This is a genomic window from Kitasatospora sp. MBT63 (assembly GCF_000710465.2).
GTDB lineage: Bacteria > Actinomycetota > Actinomycetes > Streptomycetales > Streptomycetaceae > Kitasatospora.
The window spans coordinates 1-293 of record NZ_JAIZ01000654.1 but is presented as its reverse complement, the minus strand read 5'-3'; the positions used below and the strand labels follow the sequence as shown (position 1 = coordinate 293).

Below are 293 nucleotides of genomic sequence, written 5' to 3'. Positions count from 1 at the left end.
CTCGCGCGGGAGTGCGGGGCGACGGTGTTCATGGTGGTGCAGGCGGCGGTGGCGGCGTTGCTGTCGCGGCTGGGTGCCGGGGTGGACATTCCGTTGGGGACGCCGGTCGCGGGCCGCACCGATGCCGCGCTGGACGAGCTGGTCGGGTTCTTCGTGAACACGCTGGTGCTGCGGACGGATGTGTCGGGTGATCCGACGTTCCGTGAGCTGGTGGGCCGGGTGCGGGATGCGGATCTGGCGGCGTTCGCGCACCAGGACGTGCCGTTCGAGCGGCTGGTGGAGGTGCTGAACCC

The 293-nt window shown here is 71.3% G+C and carries 1 protein-coding gene; it reads left to right on the top strand.

Annotated features, from left to right (window positions below; genetic code table 11):
• Positions 1-293: condensation domain-containing protein (locus AA75_RS34405; protein WP_149038545.1), on the top strand; the 293-nt coding region annotated here is incomplete at both ends.